This is a genomic window from Vibrio olivae (genome assembly GCF_042428525.1).
In the GTDB taxonomy this organism is placed as follows: domain Bacteria; phylum Pseudomonadota; class Gammaproteobacteria; order Enterobacterales; family Vibrionaceae; genus Vibrio; species Vibrio olivae.
The window spans coordinates 141,798-158,862 of sequence record NZ_JBHMEP010000005.1; the positions used below are offsets into that span (position 1 = coordinate 141,798).

Genomic DNA, 17,065 nt, shown 5'->3' on the forward strand with positions numbered 1-17,065 from the left:
TTAGCCCTCCTTTTGAGCTGATTGACCATCAGGCTTAAACATGGCGATGATAAAGTCCGTACTTGAGGCCACTTTGCCTTGGTTGACTGCTGCTGCTGGGTCGACATTTTTAGGACACACTTCTGAGCAGTAACCGACGAACGTACAGCCCCAAACCCCATTTTCACCATTGATGATTGGCATGCGTTCAGCTTGGCCATGATCACGGCTATCAAGGTTATAGCGATGAGCCAGCGTCAACGCGGCAGGGCCAACAAACTCTGGATTAAGCCCAAATTGCGGACATGCGGCATAACACAAACCGCAGTTAATACAGGCGGCGAATTGCTTATAGCGCGCCATTTGCTCCGGTGTTTGTATGTTGGTGCCATCTTCTGGTTTGCGGTCGTTACCGATGATGTATGGCTTAATGGCTTCTAAACGCTCAATGAACGGCGTCATATCGACGATTAAGTCTTTCTCGATAGGGAAGTTTGCCAGGGGTTCAATCTTAATGCCGTCTGGGTAATCACGCAGAAAGCTTTTACAGGCCAGTTTTGGGACACCGTTGACCATCATGCCACAAGAACCACATATCGCCATGCGGCAAGACCAGCGGTAGGCGAGGTCTTTGTCTAAGTTGTCTTTGACATACCCCAGAGCGTCGAGTACCGACATGGTCTCGTCGCACGGAACATCGAAGCGTTGGAAGTGTGGTTCAGAATCACGCTCTGGGTCGTAACGCAAAATATCGACTTTTTGAATACGAGTGGATGACATAGAACTTACTCCTGTGAACCGGTTTGCGCAGCTTCTTGCGCTGCAGCTTGCTCGGCGGCTTCGCCGTAGAGGCGTGCTTTGGGTTGCGATTTGGTGATGGTGACATCACTGTAGTCAATCGTCGGCGCCGAATCTGGCTGATAAAAGGCCAGTGAGTGTTTGAGGAAATGAATGTCATCACGTTCGGTGCATTGTTCATCAAGACGTTGATGCGCCCCTCGCGATTCTTTGCGCAAAATGGCTGAGTGCACCATGGCCTCAGCGACTTCAAGACCGTAGCCAACTTCAATCGCATACAAAAGATCAGTGTTAAAGACTTTACCTTTATCTTTAATGCTGACTTTTTTGTAGCGCTGTTTGAGTTCACTGAGTTTGTCGATGGTTTGCTGCATCAAGTGTTGTTCACGATAGATGCCGCAACCTGCTTCCATGGTGTGGCCCATTTCCGTTCGAATGTCCGCCCAGTTTTCATCACCTTCTTGCGCCATCAAGGCTTGGATACGTGCTTGTGTGGCTTGGACTTGTTGCTCAATTGCGGCGTCATTCCAGCCAGTAAATTCGGCGGCGCGTTTAACGGCGTTTTCTCCGGCAACGCGGCCAAAGACCACAAATTCAGCCAGCGAATTTGAACCGAGACGATTCGCACCATGAAGGCCGACAGAGGCGCACTCTCCGACTGCAAACAGACCATTAATGCGTGTTTCACAATCCTTATTGGTTTCAATGCCCCCCATGGTGTAATGCACGGTTGGACGAATAGGAATCGGTTCCTTGGCTGGGTCTACGTTGACATAGGCTTTCGCCAATTCGCAGATAAACGGCAAGCGTTCATGTAAATATTCTTCACCTAAGTGGCGCAGGTCGAGGTGGACGACGTCGCCAAGTGGATGCTTGATGGTGTTGCCTTTTTGCTGCTCGTGCCAGAAGGCTTGAGAGACTTTGTCTCGTGGGCCGAGCTCCATGTATTTGTTCTTGGGTTGGCCCACAGGGGTTTCTGGTCCCATGCCATAATCTTGTAAATAGCGGTAGCCATCTTTGTTGACGATAATACCGCCTTCTCCGCGGCAGCCTTCAGTCATCAGAATTCCGGTTCCGGGTAGGCCCGTTGGGTGATATTGCACAAATTCCATATCACGCAGAGGAACGCCATGACGATAGGCCATCGCCATTCCATCGCCAGTGACAATACCGCCATTGGTATTGCAGTGGTAAACACGTCCAGCGCCGCCAGTTGCTAATACGACGGACTTGGCTTTGATGGTGACCAATTCGCCTTCCGACATATGAATCGCAATTAAGCCTTGAACTTGGTCATCGACGACCAATAAATCCACCACAAAATACTCATCAAAGCGTTTGATATTGGTGTATTTCATTGAGGTTTGAAACAGGGTATGCAGCATATGAAAGCCCGTTTTGTCAGCCGCAAACCAAGTACGTTCAACCTTCATACCGCCAAAACGGCGCACATTGACTTCGCCGTTTTCTTTTCGGCTCCAAGGGCAACCCCATTGCTCCATTTGAATCATTTCGCGTGTGGAATTTTCTACGAAATACTCAACAACGTCCTGTTCACAAAGCCAATCCCCACCCCCGACGGTGTCGTTAAAGTGATTATCTAAACTGTCTTCTTCCTTGATAACTGCGGCTGAGCCCCCTTCAGCTGCGACGGTATGAGAGCGCATTGGGTACACTTTGGAAATCAGAGCGATTTCGAGCTCAGGGTTTGCTTCAGCTGCCGCAATGGCAGTGCGAAGACCAGCGCCGCCGGCGCCGATGACTGCGATATCTGTGGTGATCGTTTGCACAGTTATCCTCCAGTGATTTTATTATTTTGAAGCCAATTGAGTTTGGCTTATTCGTCCTAGCCGCGACCGTCTTGGATGAAGATGACTTTCGCTACCGTGCACTCTCTTGAGTGCTGCTGCTAGTTTAGGAGAGGTGTTTTGGGGATATATTGATTTATTTAGGTTTTTGTTTGAGTAGTACAAAGATTGGATTGGTTTTTATGTCTTATGTGAGAATTATCACGGATAGCTGGGTTGTTAACGATATTGCTGTTATTAGAGTCATTGACCCACGTTTTGAAAGCGCTAGGCAGGCTGAGATTCGCACGATAAAATGCCTGCTTTGCGATTACCATAGAGCCTCTTGCTATGTCGACTGATTGGCAACCGACCGCCACCATTAATCAACTTCAACAACGAGCAACGATTGTACGTTCAATTCGAGAGTTCTTTTTTCAGCGCGGTGTTTTGGAAGTGGATACACCAGCCATGAGCCATGCCACAGTGACCGATGTGCATTTAGATACCTTCAAGACTCAGTTTATTGGCCCGGGTTATGCAGATGGCCGTGAGCTGTATTTGATGACCAGCCCAGAATTTCACATGAAGCGTCTTTTAGCCGCGGGAAGTGGCAGTATTTATCAACTGTGCAAAGCGTTTCGCAATGAGGAAAATGGGCGCTTTCATAATCCAGAATTTACCATGCTTGAATGGTACCGAGTGGGGTACGATCATCATCAATTGATGGATGAGATGGATGAATTATTACAGCAGGTTTTGGATTGTGACGCAGCCACTCGTCTGACGTATCAGCAGGCATTTCTTGAGGTACTTGGCGTTTGTCCGTTGCAAGCAAGTATGGACCGCCTAAAAGCGGTGGCGGCTCAGTTGGGGTTGAGTGATATCGCTGACCCTGAGCAAGACCGTGATACCTTACTGCAGCTGTTATTTAGTATCGGTGTGGAGAGTAAAATTGGCCAAAAAGCGCCTGCATTTGTGTGTGACTTTCCTGCCTCGCAAGCGGCGTTAGCCAAAATTAATCCTGATGATTCACGCGTTGCTCAGCGTTTTGAAGTCTATTTTCAAGGTATTGAGTTGGCGAATGGGTTTTACGAATTGGATGATGCTGTTGAGCAACAAAACCGGTTTGAGGCGGACAACCAAAAGCGGCAACAGATGGGGTTGAAGCCACAGCCGATAGACCATCATTTACTGGCGGCGCTAAGTTCGGGGTTGCCTGACTGCGCTGGGGTTGCGTTGGGGGTTGACCGCTTAATCATGCTGGCGCTTGGCGCCGAGCATATTGATCATATTACCGCCTTTCCCTTTCCGCGAGCATAGCCGCGAGTAAGAACATGACGCCCAATGGATTGACACTGGGCGTTATGGCTTATTGGAATCGGTTTGGGCGTTGTGACCATGGCGAACGTGGATCAGTGACGTCAAATAACTGATATTTCTTATTGAGCATCTGCCCACCATCACGTGTGATCGGTTGCCAGTTAATGGCCGCGCGATCGGTGCTTGGTTTCACGGTCATGATGTCGAGAGGCAGCGAGATGTAAAAGCCTTTGTTGTAACTGCCTTCGCCATAATCTTCGGCTGTCAGATCGGTAATTGTCGCGTACGCTCCCACAATCACACCAGAATCAAACTGCTTAGAAAAGTCGATACGCGCGCCTTTGTCGCCACCTAAAAATTCACCGACGCTAACCTTAAACAGCGTATTTTCCAAAAGTGACCATTTCGGCATGTAATAACCAGTGAGATGTCCCGTGGTGCCTTGGCTTAAAACATAGGCTTGGCATTCGGCTGTTGTCTCGCTGCAGCTTGATGCGTCATAAAAGAAGTAATCATCGCTGTAGAGGCCAAACCAAGAGTTAGGGTCACGCTGAGAGACTAAGTTTGCATCAAGACCAACCGCCCAGTTTTTGTTGTTTGGTCGATAGAGAACCTCGCCGCCAATACCTGCAAACATGATTTCAAGATAGCCAGCATACGCTTGAGTGTAGATATTGTTACTTGGCCGGTTAAACCAAGTGAGCTGGAGGTTGTTGAGGCGTACGGGGTTATCACTGACGTAGGCTCGGAACATGGTACGAACTCGAGGTACGGCATGGTTTTGGACGTGCGGCGAGTTTTCAACATAGTTAAATTTGTCATAGTTATCAAAGAGGTTGAAATACACCGAGCCGCTTAATTCCAATTGATTTGTGAGCCAGTAACGCGAGATTGCATTGACGCCAAATGAATACAAGTAAAAAGACTCTGGTGCGCCAACGCTTTGTGACAGTACCGGCTCAATACCATAAGAAAACGCATGATATTGTTTGGCCAGTTCTCGGCCCGATACGTTTTCAGGATCTTGATCTACGAAGGTTTGCTTGGGATCACTATCGATGTCTTGATAGGTGGCTGCGCTAACAAAAGCACGGCGATCAATATGAGTCTGGCTAACTGCTAACCCTTGGTTTTGTTCAATAATCGTAAAGTGATCAATATTATCCCCAGATGTATTGTGCAAAATCGTTGCGGCACGTTCTAGCGATTCATTTCGGCCACGATACTTTTTCGCCGTTGCGGTGACCACAATCCCACGACCATCTTGATAAACATGGTTTTGGGTATAACCGGCGTTAGCGGCGAGTTGGTTTGCTGCTGAGGACCAATCTTGAGAGGGACGCTGGCTGAGTGTCGGTTTTGGGTCATCAAGCCATGTCGCTTGCATATGGTTAAAGTTAGTATAGAAGTTAAAGCCAACGGTTAAGGTATTACCACGTTGATAGCTGAGGCGAGTATCTATCCAATCGCTAACTCGGTAATGCACGCCCAGATTCCAGGGAGTGGCCTGAGGCATGGCTTTCCCGCCTTGAACATAAGGAAAGTCTTGGCTGTAATCATTGCCTTCGTATTCAACTTTTATCCGTAGCGGCTCATAAGGCGTTTGATATTCAATGCCACCAAATACCGAGGCCGGGCCTTTAAACCATCGCTCGGAATCGATGCTCCCACCTGTTCCTTTATAGCCGTTGGGGCGCGAGCAAAAGCTATCTTTAAAATGACAAATAGGATTGCTGATGTTACCTCTCTGTCCCAAATATCCCCACCCCAGGCCTAAGGTCACATCAAGGTTACCAAAGCGTTTTGTTGCGGCGATAAACTCCCCATCAAACAACCCAGTTCCGCCAAGGTCACGAATACCAATAGACGTTTCTGGGAGCCAGTAACTTTCGTTTAGGATGCGCGCTTTGACATCAATACCTTTGTCGGTATAGAGATTATCGCCACTGTATTCGCTGTCGTTACTGAATTTGACATCTGGGACACGAGTGTAGCGGACCGTCGTTTCTAACCAGTCCAACAGTTGGAGTGACGCCATATAATGTTGATAGTCGTCGTTGATGGTGGCGCCAAGATTAAATTCCCCAGGTTCTGCCATTCGGCCGCTTGGGGTTTGCATCAGCCCGGTTCCGCCAAAATCAGATTGAGAAACTTTAAAAGGGGCTTCGGCGGCATGGGAGAAAGGCATCATCGAGAGCGCAAAGGCAAAAGTAGTGAGGCGAGGGATATTCATTTGATGTCTTTCTTCCATCCGATAAGTAAAACAATGTCTTGCTCGAGCTGTTGCAGTTTGGCTGAGGGCGCGTCAAAGCCGATATAGAGTGTGGAGCCCGGCGGAACGGGAGTACGTTCATCATTCCAATAGGCGTAGCCAATTTGACGAGTTTCACCATCTGGGTAAATCAGCCAAGCGAAGCTCTTGTTGGCACCGGGAAGCAGAAGCGCATTATTGAGATAGTCTGCAGCAGTATTCCCCGCTTTGACTTGAGTTTGTGATGGCGAGTGGATCAAACCAGCGATAGTGATGGTCTTCGAGCGTGGTGGTGCGATCAGCGAAAAGTGCCCGCGTAGCATAGGGTTGCTGGCCGGGGTGATTCGCACTTCATCAATATCAAGGCTTAATCGTTCTCGATAACCGACGTTCCAACTTGCTACTTGATCTGCAAGATCCAGTAACGGGCTTAAATCGGTTTGGCCGCGACTAAGCACACGCAACTTCGAGACAGTGCGCCGTTGGAGCTGTTCTGCCTGAGATTGTTTTTGATGATTAAACAAACGGTTAGCGATTGCGTAGTCTTGCAGTGAATACGCGTTTTTACTGAGTTGAGTTTGTGCATCGTCGAGCGCTTTTTCTAGACGTACCGCTTGCGGATACTGCAGGCTTAGATTGAGCTGAGGATAATCAATCACAAGTGGTGCGGCTGAAAAGCATGCACTGGACGTTAATAAACTGGCGACTAAGGCATAAATGCGAAACATGGTTACATTGCCATTAATTAGATGAATACGGTTTGAGGATTTCTTGCTCGATGTAGAGCTGGTTTGGAATTAGCCACTGCTGAGATTTCAATACCTGACCTTGGTCATCGGCCCAAAATACGTTTTGCATGTGCTGTGAAGACCCCACAAACTTGATGTCTTCCTGCCATACATTTAGGCGTTTTTTCCATAAGGTGGAACGCACCCATTGCTGGCCGTTTTGATAGCTATTGATGAGCGCGGTGTGGTCATAATCGTAGTCAGGTTGCCAATCATAAATGGCACGCCACTGTTTTTGACTACTGCTAAAGTTAAATAAACCAAACCTTGGCGTGACAGCTGAAAGATTATGCTGAGGAAGGTTGAGGGTTTTTATCACTCGGCCATTTTCAGTCACAATCATCGCGTTGTCTGCCGACATCCATTTTAATTGCATGTCGCCACTATGTGGGTTTTCTTCAGCAAAGGCTAACACCATAAATATACGTGCAGAGTTATTTATTTTTACGTAGCTACTGGCGTACGGAAGATCACTGATATGCTGACGGTCTAAATTTATATCGTCTGTTCCCCACAGGGCTTGTTGAATTGTCTCACCAGTAATTGCTGCTTTTTGTGAGCACCCTGTGAGTAGGCTTAAAATAAAAATAAGCAGGAATTGTTTTTGTATAGGGAATGTCATGGTTCTGCCGTTAGCTACATAAAAAAGCACCCTAAAGATCCCCTCTTTAGGGTGCTGTATTTATATTAAATTAATTTGTGGTGCCGTCTGTTGTGCCATCGTTTGATGAAGATGACGCGACTGCAACCGCAGCGGCAGCGGCAGCGCCAACGGCAACCGCTCCAGCTGTTGCTGAGCCAGCAGCAGCCGCTGTCGCAGCACCTGCACCCGCGGCAGTACCACTGGTTGTTGCGCTTGCGGCTGCCGCTTGTTCACCAACAGCAAAGGCATTAGAAGAAACGCCTAGTACCATCAGCATGGCTAGAAAAATATTTTTCATTACCTATTCCCTTTCATTTATAAAATAACCATTAAGGCATATCAGATAAACCTCAATAAAATTCTATTTCACAACTCAACTATTGTACAAACAAAAAAAATATTTTAATTGGCATGTTGTTCTGTATGTTTTGAGTATTTTATCTATAAGTTATTTATTGCGAAAGATATCGATGTTTATTTTTATCTCTATGTAAAGAAAGGATTATTAAATAGTACCTCGTTCTGTAATATAATTAACTTGATAGACAAGTTAATTATTCGTTGAAATAACAAACAGATTATTATAATTTCGCTTCCAAAATTTGGCTCCAATATGATTTAGCCAACTCAAATTATTTAATAGGTTTTGAAATACGTTGGTGTGTGAGGGTTTTGTAAAAAATAAAAAAGTCCTAGTGCTTTTATTTGTTTCTGCTAACGGGGTGGCGTCTCCTTGGGCGGAAGTGAATGACCCATTTTTGCGTTCTGATATTTTAGCATTAGCTGATTCAGGGATGATTGAAAACCCGGTTAATGCTTTCCCATTACCTTGGTCATCGGTGGGTGTCATTGCTCTTGATGCGAACAGCGATGATCTAACAATGGCGCGATCGCATGTGTTATATCAGCGCTCAAGTGCGCAATTAAACCGTGGAAATCGTGCCTTGACCTTGTCGGGCTGTGACGATTGTCGACAAGGTTATTTTGCCGCACCAGATGACGAACAAACCTCACTTGGCGTCAGTTATGAACATGCCAGTAGGCGCTGGGCATATCGTATTGCAACTCAGGCGATTTATGACCAAAGCGATTATGACTATCAGTGGCAAGGCAGCTATTTAGCATGGCAGGTTTTTGATAGCACGACCGTCACACTCGGTTACTTACCGCGTTGGTGGGGCCCGAGTTGGCAGCATAACTTGACTCTGGATACGAGTGGCGATGATGTCAGTGTTGACCTCACTTCAGGTGGGCAAAACTTACTGGGTGCATGGCATATCACTAGTGTGCTAACGGATGTAGACCGTGATGGGTACCACTATCTCTGGTCCAACAGAGCGCAAATCAAACCAGCCTCTTGGCTTGAAGTTGGATACAGCGCTCATTATTGGTTTGATAAGCAAAATCAACCATCCAGTTTACAAGACGACGTTCAGCAATCTGCCGATATTCAAATTGCGTTCCCGAATGTGGCGGGTTGGTCTCAGCGCGTTTACGGCGAGGCAACAACGCAAGCAGAGGGGCATGACCTTGGTGCCTATGTGTTGGGGTGGAGTGGACAAATTGGCTTTGATCGCCATGCGCTGCGTTTGGTGATTGAGTCGCAAACGGTGGCTGATGAGTCTCAATTATCATTAGAGAAAGTCGCGGATTCGATGAGCGTCTCGCGGAGATATCAATATCAGCACAGTATGTCTTTCGCCAGTTACCTGCAATTAAGTAACGACCATCAATTAAGTTTTATTTTATCAAAACAATACGATGGCTATATAGAAGACGAAAGGAACCTTGAGGTGAACTACCAGCTACCACTGCTTAGTGGCCGTTTTAATATTGGCGCGGGGTTTTCATCATTTGATGACCAAAGTATTTGGTCTCGTTATCAGTTTAGATTTTAGTTTTTGTTTGGAATTGGTTTATTTATGCCTAGCTTAATTCGCAAAGTTGCTCGATATAGTGCAATTTTGTCTTTTTTAATTACTGGTCATTTTGCGCATGCGGCGACGCCGACAGCTGCGCAAGTGGCGCAGTTTCAGTCATTATCGCCAAGTCAGCAGCAGGCGGTAGCGCAACAGTTAGGTGTTGATATGTCAGCATCAAGCACAAGCTTGGAAGCACCGGCGGAGGTTGAACCTGTAAAAGCACCTAAGCGTGCGACCACTAAGGTTCGAATTGCGCAAGGTAGCGGAGTCTCTGACTCTGCTTCTGTACCTTGGTTTGGTTATGACCTGTTTGCTGGTAAAGCGAGAGATTTTTCGGCGATTGATAATATGCCTGTACCACTTGATTATGTCATCGGCCCTGGTGATGAAATTCAGGTGATGTTGTTTGGTAAAACCGAAAAAAACTACCGCTTGAAGGTGGATCGTGAAGGTAAAATTACCTTTCCGGAGCTTGGCCCTGAATATGTTGCTGGCAAAAGCTTTGAAGAAGTTCGCCAGCACATTAAAGGTTTAGTAAAGCGCAAAGTGATTGGGGTGGAAACCGAAGTGTCACTCGGCTCGCTGCGAGCCATGCAGGTATTTGTGGCCGGAGATGTTGAGCAGCCAGGCGCTTATAATGTTAATGGCATTACCACCATTTCACAGTTGCTCACCGCTTCTGGAGGTATCAAGCATACCGGCAGTTTGCGAGCTATCCAGTTAAAACGCCGCGGTAAAGTGGTGAGTGAATTTGATGTTTATGACATGCTGCTGAATGGCGATGCTTCGCAAGATGTGCGTTTGATGGCGGGCGATACGCTTTTCGTTCCGCTTAAAACCAATGACGTAGTGGTTCGCGGACATGTTCTTCGTCCTGCACACTATGAACTCAACCAGCACAAAACAATAAAAACCCTGATTGAATATGCAGGTGGTACTCAAGCCAATGCGTTTCTTTCGCAAGTAAATGTTGTTCGTTATACCCCTGAAGGGAAAACCCAGATCACGCTGGATCTAACCAAGCCACAAAATTGGGACTTTGAGTTACACAATGGCGACCAAGTGACGATTTTAGCCATGAGCGACCGACTGAATCAGGCGGTGGCACTGCGCGGTGAAGTGGTACGTCAGGGGGCTTATAATTTTAAACGCGGTATGCGAATTACCGACTTAGTCTCGAATGCTCGTCGTGACCTAAAACAAACTGCTGACTTGGAATACGCTCTCGTGGTGCGTGAAAATCCGCTTAGCGGCCATATTCGAGTGATCCAATTTAATCTTTCTTCAGCCATTCAACACCCACAATCTTCCGATGACATTGCGTTGCAAGAAGGCGATCAAGTATTTGTGTTTGATAACGGCATTGATAGCCATTACTGGTACCAGCGGCAAAGCAACGGGAAAGTGTCCGCCAACAACATCGCGCCAAAGCAAGTTGAAGTGCTAGACCGTGAAACGGGCGCCATGGTGACTCGGGAATCTGAGCCTGTTGGTTCTGAAGATATGGAACAGGTCGCTAAAGCCGAGGTGGTTAAGCAATCAAGTCGTGCAGTACTTCTTAAACCGATCATTGAACGGATCAAAGCTCAAGCGAGTATTCATGACCCTGCGAAGTTAATAGAAATTACCGGCGCGGTGAAATTCCCTGGGGTATATCCACTTGCCCAAAACAGTACGTTCGCTTCGGTTATTGATGCTGCTGGGGGGTTAACCGAGCAAGCTTACCTTTATAAAGCGGAATTGAGCCGTTATCAAAAAACGCGTGACAGCTTTAATGTGTTGCATCAGAGCTTTTCGCCTCAACAAGTATTGGCAGGGCAAAGCGCACTGAACATTGAACCGCAAGACAACATCATCATTAAAACACAGCCCGATTGGCAAAAAGGCAACACCATTGAGCTACAAGGAGAAGTAGTGTTCCCTGGCACTTACGCATTTCAGCGTGGGGAAACCCTTAGTGATGTCATTACGAGAGCGGGCGGCTTGACCTCTTTTGCCTACCCACAAGGGGCGGTATTTAGTCGTGATAGCTTGAAACGCCAGGAGCAAGAGCGCTTAAAAATGCTTAACCTCAAGCTCAAACAGGAAATTGGTAGCTTGGCCTTAAGACGTCAGACCGCGAATGCCAGTTACACTTCGAGTCCCAATGAGGCGATGGCGGTGGCTAACCAATTAGCGAAGGCTGAAGCTGTGGGGCGTTTGGTGATTGATTTACCGGATGCGTTAGCGCAAGACCCAACCGCGGATCTGATGTTGGAAAAAGGCGACAAGCTCTATATTCCAGCCAAACGGCCAGTGGTGAGTGTCATGGGCGAGGTGCAATTTGCCTCGAATCATACCTTCGATCAAGCCATGTCTGTCGAAGATTATATCTCTGCAGCAGGTGGCACCAAGAAGCAAGCCGATGTCGACAGAATCTATGTTGTGCGAGCGGATGGATCTGTCTATCTCCCGAACAACTCGTTCTGGTTTAGTCGCCAATCAACGCCGTTAGAGCCGGGCGACACCATCATCGTGCCAATCGATACCGATTACCTTGATGGTTTAAGTACCTTAACCTCCGCCACCCAAATTCTGTACCAAATTGGTGTTGCGTGGAGCGCAATTAAATAACTTTTGTATACAACTACTCCAGTGCTCAACAATGGGCACTGTCGTTTAGAGGCTAATTATGAGTAACCCTGCTCTTCACGAGCCATCCATCTCTCAGGTACAGAGTATTCCTCTGTATAAAGAGAGCGATGAAATCGACCTAAAAGAGTTGATCATTGCCCTTTGGAATGGCAAAAAAATCATTATTGCTGTCACCGCGCTATTTATGATTCTCGGTGTGGCGTTTGCTTTATCAAAACCGAATACTTATCAATCCAGTGCGACTCTGGTTTCTGCTCAGGGTGAGCAAGCTGGGTCACTCGCCGCCGTTGCCAGCCAGTTTGGTGGTTTAGCATCGTTGGCGGGAGTCTCACTAAAAGACTCTTCTACCGATAATAAAACGCTGGCACTGGCTGAACTCAAATCACGTAAGTTTATTAATGCCTTCATTGATAAATATGACCTTTGGGTTCCGCTCATGGCTGCAGAAGATTGGGATGCCAAACACAATAAATTGGTCATTAACCAAGATCTATATAACTCAAATACTCAAGTCTGGCAGGAAGATGAAGAGGGGGATTCCCTTAAACCGAGTTACTGGGAGGCGTACAAGCGTTTTAAAGATTTACTCTCGGTCGCTGAAGATAAAGAGACAGGGTTAGTGACGGTCAGTATTACTCACTTTTCACCGTATGTTGCGCAGCAATGGGTTGCGTGGCTGGTGGATGAGCTCAACAGTAAAGTCAAAAATGATGCTCTCAACGAATCACGCACTAATATTAGCTACCTGCAGCAGCAGTTGGAAAAAACCAATGTTGTTGATATGCAATCTGTGTTTTATCAGTTAATTGAAGATCAAACCAAGTCATTAATGCTGGCGGAAGTGCGAGATGAATATGCATTCAAAACGGTCGATCCTGCCGTCGTGCCTGAAGAAAAAGTTGGGCCGAAACGTGCTCTCATTTGTATTTTGGCAACCTTACTCGGCGGCATGCTAGGTACGGCTATTGTCTTGGTGCGTTTTGCCTTAAATCCATAAACTCGCTCTGGCTCAAATCATTGAAGCCAACACTCGCCTCAGCACGGTATCCCAGTTATACTCCAATCTGAATTTTTATTAGGGAGGCTTTTCCTCCCTTCATCTCATCTGTGAAGAGCAAGAATATGCAAGAGTATGTAGAATTTTTCCAACAGAATATGATTCTTTGTTTGGTTTGGGTTGGGGTGTTTATTGCCCTGCTAGTCAGTATTTTTAAATCTTCCACTGCAGCTTATAAGCAAATCAGTGCGGCGCAAGTGACTCAGTTGATGAACCGTGAGAATGGCGTTGTGGTGGATATTCGAACCAAAGATGAATTCCGCAAAGGCCACATTACTGATGCAGTTCACATTTTGCCGTCTGATATTAAACAAGGTAACTTGGGTAGCCTTGAAAGCCATAAATCTGACCCCATCATTGTGGTATGCAAAACAGGTCAAACGGCTCAAGAAAGTGCCAATCTGTTGGCAAAAGCAGGCTTCGAAAACGTTAACCTGCTTAAAAACGGCTTGGTCGCTTGGAGCGAAGCGAACTTGCCATTAGTAACCGGGAAAAAATAATACTCGACGGTTTTTCGGCAGCGGCTAATTTCGTTTAGCGGCTGCGTCTGAGAAATGTGACTATGACGAGAAAGCGTACATCACGTCTTCACAAATCATCTTCTCAGGGTAGTCTCATGAGAGACTTTGAATTTTGAAATAAAGGATTTAGATATGGCTGAAGCAGCACCTCAAGAAGCGCAACAAAACTTTGCGATTCAACGTATTTTCTTAAAAGACGTCTCTTTTGAAGCACCAAACTCACCGCAAATGTTCCAAAAAGATTGGAATCCAGATGTAAAACTTGACCTTGATACGCAAAGCCGTGAACTCGGTGAAGGTGTTTATGAGGTTGTTTTGCGTTTGACTGTGACAGTGAAAAACGAAGAAGAAACGGCATTTCTATGCGAAGTACAACAAGGTGGTATCTTTACTGCTGAAAGCATGGAGCAGGGCCAACTTGCTCATTGTCTTGGCGCGTTCTGCCCGAACATCTTGTTCCCATACGCACGTGAAACGATTTCTAGCCTGGTTGTAAAAGGGACTTTCCCACAACTTAACTTGGCGCCAGTTAACTTTGACGCGTTGTTTATGAACTACCTACAACAGCAAGCTGCGCAAGGCGAAGCCTCTACCGAAGCGTAATTGCGGTGGAGCTTGACTCCAAAATAATGAAAAAATGCACAATGCACCTGATTTTCAGATCTGCCTTGTGCATTTTTTGTTTACAATAATCGCTCACTCTCATTTTCAGGCGGAATAATGACAAACGAAAAAATCGATAATGCCTACGGTAAAGAGATTGCTATGACCGTGATTGGTGCTGGCTCCTACGGGACTTCTTTGGCGATTTCACTGGCTCGTAATGGCGCGAACGTCGTGTTGTGGGGGCATGAATCTGAACATATGGCTCGCCTACAAGCTGCCCGAGAAAATCAGGCGTTTTTGCCTGGCGTGAGTTTTCCTGAGTCACTGATTATTGAAGCGGATATTGAACGCGCTGTCAGCGCCAGCCGAGACTTACTTGTGGTGGTACCAAGCCACGTATTTGGTCTCGTGCTAACCAGCCTGAAACCATACTTACACGCGAATTCACGTTTGTGTTGGGCCACTAAAGGGCTCGAGCCAGAAACAGGGCGTCTACTTCAAGACGTCGCGCATGATGTGCTTGGCGAACAGTATTCATTGGCGGTGTTGTCAGGGCCAACTTTTGCTAAAGAGCTTGCGGTTGGTATGCCGACGGCTATCTCGGTGGCCTCGCCGGATGATGAGTTTGTCCGTGACCTTCAAGAAAAGATTCATTGCAGCAAAACATTTCGTGTCTACGCCAATAAAGATTTTACGGGCATGCAACTTGGCGGTGCTGTGAAAAACGTGATTGCGATTGGTGCTGGTATTTCTGATGGTATCGGATTTGGCGCGAATGCGCGTACCGCATTGATTACTCGAGGTTTGGCGGAGATGACTCGCCTAGGTGTTACTTTAGGCGCCCAACCTGATACCTTTATGGGCATGGCAGGGTTAGGGGATTTAGTGTTAACCTGCACGGATAACCAATCACGAAACCGTCGTTTTGGTTTGGCCTTGGGCCAAGGTAAAGATGTTGATACCGCTCAGGATGATATCGGACAAGTGGTCGAGGGTTACCGCAACACCAAAGAAGTGTGGATGCTTGCTCAACGTAAGGGAGTTGAAATGCCCATCGTTGAACAAATTTACCAAGTTTTATATCAGGGTAAAGATGCCAAAATGGCTGCTCAAGATCTTCTTGCTCGTGATAAAAAGACCGAAAACCAGTAATGAATCGTGTGATTAGGTCGATGCTTTGACGCTGAGAAAGATAACGGTTCGTTAGGCAGGAAGGATTTGCCACCTAGGAAAGAAAATGAAACATTGTCAAAAACAGAATGTATGGCAGAAGGTGGTTCGAGAAGCTCGTGACTTAACCGAGCAAGAGCCGATGCTCGCCAGCTTCTACCATGCAACAATCATCAAGCACGATAGCTTATCGTCCGCGCTTAGCTACATTCTTGCGAATAAATTGAATACCCCATCCATGCCGGCGATGGCGATTCGAGAAGTGATTGAAGAGGCGTTCGCCGCCGATTGTACGATCACCGAATCTGCCGCGTGCGATATTTGCGCGACGGTGAATCGAGATCCTGCGGTGTCAATGTATTCGATGCCATTGCTGTATTTGAAAGGTTACCACGCGCTACAAGGTTACCGAGTTGCAAATTGGTTATGGAAACAAGGGCGTCTAGCGTTAGCGACGTATCTGCAAAACCAAATTTCGGTGGCGTGTCAGGTCGATATCCATCCGGCAGCAAAAGTTGGACGCGGCATCATGCTTGACCACGCAACGGGTATTGTGATCGGTGAGACTGCTGTGATTGAGGATGATGTATCGATTCTGCAAGACGTGACCTTAGGGGGGACAGGCAAAGAGAGCGGTGACCGTCATCCGAAAATTCGTGAAGGGGTGATGATTGGCGCAGGGGCCAAGATCCTCGGCAACATTGAAGTCGGTGAGGGGGCGAAAATTGGCTCTTGCTCTGTGGTTCTGCAACCTGTCCCGCCGCATACAACCGTTGCTGGGGTACCCGCTAAAATTGTCGGTCGACCGAAGTCTGAGCGCCCTTCATTTGATATGGACCAACAGTTTAACGGTAAAAATCAAACGTTCATCAATGGTGATGGGATTTAAAGCCCAGACGATTCAATACACAAAAAGGCGACCTTCTGGTCGCCTTTTTTCACTGATCATTCAATGCTGTCGTTGCACTGATTTATTGTGATAGTGCGTTTAACTCAGCCAGTGTCTCTTGCGCCCAATCAAGCCACGCTTGGCGGCTAAATAAGTTGCGACGGAGCGTTAAACGTTCCAAGCGTTGCTGGGTATCTAACAGAGAAGGCGTTGGATAGTAGGCCGCTTCAATCTCTTTATAGTGCGCGATTAACTTCTTCGATTCTTCAATCAACTCCGCCAGTTGTACACGGAACAGTTCTGATGGTTGTACGGCGCATGCCATTAATTTTGCTGAAAACTCATCGCGTACGGTTGGATGAGCTGTTGGCTGTTCAAACCATTCGCCTAACGCTTTTCGTCCTGCGTCGGTGATAGAGTAAACTTTACGATCTGGTTTGCCTTCTTGTGGCTCAAGGACACAAGTGACGAGCTCGTTTTGAGCCATTTTGTTGAGTTCGCGGTAGACCTGTTGATGGCTTGCTTTCCAAAAATAACCAATGGTAGAGGAAAACTCTTTAGTAATATCGTAACCCGTTGCATCACGAGTGCTGAGTACGGTCAAGATAACGTGCGGTAATGACATGTCTTCAATCCAAATAGTCAATAAACTTCAAACTCACTATCGTGAACACTGGTGTGCTTCTTTGGCACATTT

The 17,065-nt window shown here is 46.8% G+C and carries 15 protein-coding genes; 8 read left to right on the forward strand and 7 right to left on the reverse strand.

The features are described from left to right. A complete protein-coding gene (locus ACFFUV_RS15840; RefSeq protein WP_390194553.1) occupies positions 1-759 on the reverse strand; it encodes a succinate dehydrogenase/fumarate reductase iron-sulfur subunit in 759 nt (252 codons plus the stop codon). 5 nt (positions 760-764) lie between these two features. Then, positions 765-2,567: a fumarate reductase (quinol) flavoprotein subunit gene (frdA, locus tag ACFFUV_RS15845; protein ID WP_390194554.1), complete on the reverse strand. Its 1,803-nt coding sequence runs from the start codon at positions 2,565-2,567 to the stop codon at positions 765-767. A gap of 348 nt (positions 2,568-2,915) precedes the next feature. Between frdA and epmA the strand changes: the two genes are divergently transcribed. Next, complete coding sequence (gene epmA, locus ACFFUV_RS15850; RefSeq protein ID WP_390194555.1) at positions 2,916-3,887, forward strand: elongation factor P--(R)-beta-lysine ligase; 972 nt, start codon at positions 2,916-2,918, stop codon at positions 3,885-3,887. 49 nt (positions 3,888-3,936) lie between these two features. On the opposite strand, the gene ACFFUV_RS15855 is transcribed toward epmA, so the two are convergent. From ACFFUV_RS15855 to ACFFUV_RS15870, 4 genes are all read right to left on the reverse strand, one after another. Continuing rightward, positions 3,937-6,120, reverse strand: a complete 2,184-nt coding sequence (locus tag ACFFUV_RS15855; RefSeq protein WP_390194556.1) for a YjbH domain-containing protein — start codon at positions 6,118-6,120, stop codon at positions 3,937-3,939. Beyond that, positions 6,117-6,866, reverse strand: coding sequence for a capsule biosynthesis GfcC family protein (locus tag ACFFUV_RS15860; protein ID WP_390194557.1), 750 nt, complete (start codon positions 6,864-6,866; stop codon positions 6,117-6,119). Before ACFFUV_RS15860 ends, ACFFUV_RS15855 begins: the two co-directional genes overlap by 4 nt. Before the next feature lie 13 nt (positions 6,867-6,879). Next, a complete protein-coding gene (locus ACFFUV_RS15865; protein ID WP_390194558.1) occupies positions 6,880-7,548 on the reverse strand; it encodes a YjbF family lipoprotein in 669 nt (222 codons plus the stop codon). Positions 7,549-7,618: 70 nt separating this feature from the next. Further along, positions 7,619-7,867, reverse strand: a complete 249-nt coding sequence (locus ACFFUV_RS15870) for a hypothetical protein (protein WP_390194559.1) — start codon at positions 7,865-7,867, stop codon at positions 7,619-7,621. Positions 7,868-8,264: 397 nt separating this feature from the next. Here ACFFUV_RS15870 and ACFFUV_RS15875 point away from each other — a divergent pair, with 397 nt between their 5' ends. The 7 genes from ACFFUV_RS15875 to cysE all read left to right on the forward strand — a co-directional run bounded on the left by ACFFUV_RS15875 (position 8,265) and on the right by cysE (position 16,368). Then, positions 8,265-9,467 carry a capsule assembly Wzi family protein gene (locus ACFFUV_RS15875; RefSeq protein ID WP_390194560.1) on the forward strand — a complete coding sequence of 401 codons (1,203 nt, stop codon included), beginning with the start codon at positions 8,265-8,267 and terminating at the stop codon, positions 9,465-9,467. A gap of 24 nt (positions 9,468-9,491) precedes the next feature. After that, entirely contained in the window at positions 9,492-12,104 is a 2,613-nt protein-coding gene (locus ACFFUV_RS15880; protein WP_390194561.1) for an SLBB domain-containing protein, read from the forward strand. A gap of 58 nt (positions 12,105-12,162) precedes the next feature. Continuing rightward, a complete protein-coding gene (locus ACFFUV_RS15885) occupies positions 12,163-13,122 on the forward strand; it encodes a Wzz/FepE/Etk N-terminal domain-containing protein (protein WP_390194562.1) in 960 nt (319 codons plus the stop codon). A gap of 125 nt (positions 13,123-13,247) precedes the next feature. Beyond that, the gene (locus tag ACFFUV_RS15890; RefSeq protein ID WP_390194563.1) at positions 13,248-13,682 is read left to right on the forward strand and encodes a rhodanese-like domain-containing protein; all 435 of its coding nucleotides are present in this window, start codon (positions 13,248-13,250) and stop codon (positions 13,680-13,682) included. A gap of 153 nt (positions 13,683-13,835) precedes the next feature. Further along, on the forward strand, positions 13,836-14,306 hold the full coding sequence (gene secB / locus ACFFUV_RS15895) for a protein-export chaperone SecB (RefSeq protein WP_390194564.1): 471 nt from the start codon (positions 13,836-13,838) through the stop codon (positions 14,304-14,306). A gap of 117 nt (positions 14,307-14,423) precedes the next feature. Then, positions 14,424-15,461: an NAD(P)H-dependent glycerol-3-phosphate dehydrogenase gene (gene gpsA / locus ACFFUV_RS15900; protein ID WP_390194565.1), complete on the forward strand. Its 1,038-nt coding sequence runs from the start codon at positions 14,424-14,426 to the stop codon at positions 15,459-15,461. 85 nt (positions 15,462-15,546) lie between these two features. After that, a complete protein-coding gene (gene cysE, locus ACFFUV_RS15905; RefSeq protein WP_390194566.1) occupies positions 15,547-16,368 on the forward strand; it encodes a serine O-acetyltransferase in 822 nt (273 codons plus the stop codon). Between the two features lie 82 nt (positions 16,369-16,450). Here cysE and ACFFUV_RS15910 read toward each other — a convergent pair whose 3' ends face one another. Then, entirely contained in the window at positions 16,451-16,993 is a 543-nt protein-coding gene (locus ACFFUV_RS15910; RefSeq protein ID WP_390194567.1) for a PadR family transcriptional regulator, read from the reverse strand. Positions 16,994-17,065 lie beyond the last annotated feature (72 nt).